This is a genomic window from Ralstonia sp. 22111 (assembly GCF_052045895.1).
Lineage (GTDB): Bacteria > Pseudomonadota > Gammaproteobacteria > Burkholderiales > Burkholderiaceae > Ralstonia > Ralstonia wenshanensis.
On the sequence record NZ_JBQEPR010000019.1, the window covers coordinates 1 to 2,731 of the forward strand.

Below are 2,731 nucleotides of genomic sequence, written 5' to 3' on the forward strand. Positions count from 1 at the left end.
CGTTAATCCCACCTGCCAACCCAATCGGATCCTTCGATATGAACCGCCCACTGCTCGGGTCATAGTACCGATGCCGGTTGTAATGCAGCCCCGTCTCATGATCAAAGTACTGCCCCTGGAACCGAATCGGGTTCTGGATGCCCGCCTTCCTGGCTGCATCGCTAATGACTTCTTGCGCCGCTCCCCACGCCTTGTAATTTGCACTCCACGCAATCTCACCGGTTTGGTCAGTAAGCTCCTGCGGCGTGCCCAGGTGGTCGCACTGGTACCACGCCAAACTATCAAACGGTGTGGGCTGAATCTCGTACTGCCACAGCGGATCCTCATCGATGTCGTAGTCAGCCTCGGCATAGGCAGGCTGCTTGTGCAGGGGCAGCGTCCCGTGCGTGACGCCCTGGGCGATGGGGACGAAGCTGTTGGGTTCGTACAGATAGTGCGTGGTGCGGGTGCTGCCGGGTGACGGGTGGTAGGCGCCCTGGCGCATGATGTCGGCGTCGCGCCGGGCTTCCCAGGCGAGGGTGTCGCCGTCCCAGCCGTAGAGCGTGAGACCACACCCCAGTTCCTTGTTCACCCGTGCGCGTTCGTTGTGGATGTAGACGCTGCCAGCGCCGAGGGGCTCGAAGTAGACCGCCTGTGCGTGTTTGGTGATGCGCCGGCCCAGGGCATCGTATTGGTATGCCGCGCTCAAGCGGTGGTCGATTTAGTAGGTGTTTCGTCCGCGCGCAGCCGGCGTAGATGACTGGCATCGTCTTGTGATGAGCGGCCAGCTCTGGCTTTGTAGTCATGCTGTTAGCCATAACCTGCATGCGTCGATTCCGGCAGAACACGTTGGCCGAACAGCGTGTCAACTGGAGCCACTAACCCGCCACTTGGCCGTCCCGATCAAATCACTAATCCTATAATTTTGGCTCACGTCCGATGCTGAAACAACTTGCAATTAGAAGTGGCCTAGCTATAGCAACTGCCCCACCTTCCACGTCATCGAATTCCCCTAGAGGAACTAGAAAAAACATTGATGCTTTTTCAACTTGGCGAAGTATGGAGATAGGGAATTTACGCGAGTCGTAAAACCATCCACTACTCAGCAACTCCTGCACCGAGCGCTCGTTGTCCGACAAAACAACATGAGCAGAGGAGTGCAACGCAACTAGCCTTACCACTTCCTGAAAGCGGGGGTGACGCAAACAGATATTGGTACGCGTTCAAGCGACCTCGCAGCCCGATCGGGTCCTTGCTGATGAATCTCCCCGTGCCTGGATCATAGTACCGATGCCGGCTGTAGAGGAACGAGGGGCCACTGACACGGCCATCTCATTCATTTAAAGGCAATTCGAAACCAACTTAACCAAATCAGGGAAGAACGCGTCAAGCGCCATGCACAAATAATCTGGATTCCCCTCGAATTTAAAGATATCCCCAGAAATCACTTTTCCCTCTTGATCCGTCAGATCGGCAGTTACCCTATATTTATCCCCAACACCTGTCAGATCAAGTGTTAGATCGATTTCCTTTGGGTAGAAGCTTACGTATGCCGTACCGCCGAGAGAGTTTTGGTAAAATCCTGAATTCGATGACTCAATATTGCCCCTCTTTTCAAGAGCGCATTTTACCCTTGCTACATAGTCTGACAAATAGGATTGGATATCGGTCGCCATCACTTTTTCCCCCGACCAGTGACTGCTCCCAATATACCTTCTGTCAGAGAGTGCGTCGAGCCGCCTCCTCTGGACTTCGCCCAGTCTGTTAATTTGGAATCGGTCGGATCGTTTATCGGTCGAATGGTCACGTGACCATTCGGCTTATCATGCGTCGCCTGAAGCCCGCACGAACAAAGCTTGCCGACGTCCAGCTCAACATATTTCCCGCTGTCCAATCCCGCTTCCGAAGTGGCTGCCGACAAGCCCGGCTCTTTCCCATCGATTCGGGTCGTGTCTTTTCCCAAGCGCGGAGTCAAGCTATCGGGGGTCCCCGATGCATTTCTAAAGACAGTTCCGCTAGTTAGAACCTTAGGTTCAAAACCGGATAATCCAAGCGGATCAACCCACCCCATTGGATTGGGTGCGTACTGATAGCCGTTAATCCCACCTGCCAACCCAATCGGATCCTTCGATATGAACCGCCCACTGCTCGGGTCATAGTACCGATGCCGGTTGTAATGCAGCCCCGTCTCATGATCAAAGTACTGCCCCTGGAACCGAATCGGGTTCTGGATGCCCGCCTTCCTGGCTGCATCGCTAATGACTTCTTGCGCCGCTCCCCACGCCTTGTAATTTGCACTCCACGCAATCTCACCGGTTTGGTCAGTAAGCTCCTGCGGCGTGCCCAGGTGGTCGCACTGGTACCACGCCAAACTATCAAACGGTGTGGGCTGAATCTCGTACTGCCACAGCGGATCCTCATCGATGTCGTAGTCAGCCTCGGCATAGGCAGGCTGCTTGTGCAGGGGCAGCGTCCCGTGCGTGACGCCCTGGGCGATGGGGACGAAGCTGTTGGGTTCGTACAGATAGTGCGTGGTGCGGGTGCTGCCGGGTGACGGGTGGTAGGCGCCCTGGCGCATGATGTCGGCGTCGCGCCGGGCTTCCCAGGCGAGGGTGTCGCCGTCCCAGCCGTAGAGCGTGAGACCACACCCCAGTTCCTTGTTCACCCGTGCGCGTTCGTTGTGGATGTAGACGCTGCCAGCGCCGAGGGGCTCGAAGTAGACCGCCTGTGCGTGTTTGGTGATGCGCCGGCC

At 56.3% G+C, this 2,731-nt stretch carries 3 protein-coding genes and 1 pseudogene; all 4 read right to left on the reverse strand.

Going from position 1 to position 2,731, the window contains the following annotated elements; translation table 11 throughout:
- Positions 1 to 688: RHS repeat-associated core domain-containing protein (locus ACTJK4_RS25065; RefSeq protein ID WP_440819217.1), on the reverse strand; the 688-nt coding region annotated here is incomplete at its 3' end.
- A gap of 497 nt (positions 689 to 1,185) precedes the next feature.
- A pseudogene (locus tag ACTJK4_RS25070) lies at positions 1,186 to 1,281 on the reverse strand (RHS repeat-associated core domain-containing protein); the annotation flags it as partial.
- Positions 1,282 to 1,319: 38 nt separating this feature from the next.
- On the reverse strand, positions 1,320 to 1,655 hold the full coding sequence (locus ACTJK4_RS25075; protein WP_440077708.1) for a hypothetical protein: 336 nt from the start codon (positions 1,653 to 1,655) through the stop codon (positions 1,320 to 1,322).
- A partial coding sequence (locus tag ACTJK4_RS25080) for an RHS repeat-associated core domain-containing protein (RefSeq protein ID WP_440819218.1) occupies positions 1,655 to 2,731 on the reverse strand: 1,077 nt, incomplete at its 5' end. The genes ACTJK4_RS25080 and ACTJK4_RS25075, both read right to left, overlap by 1 nt.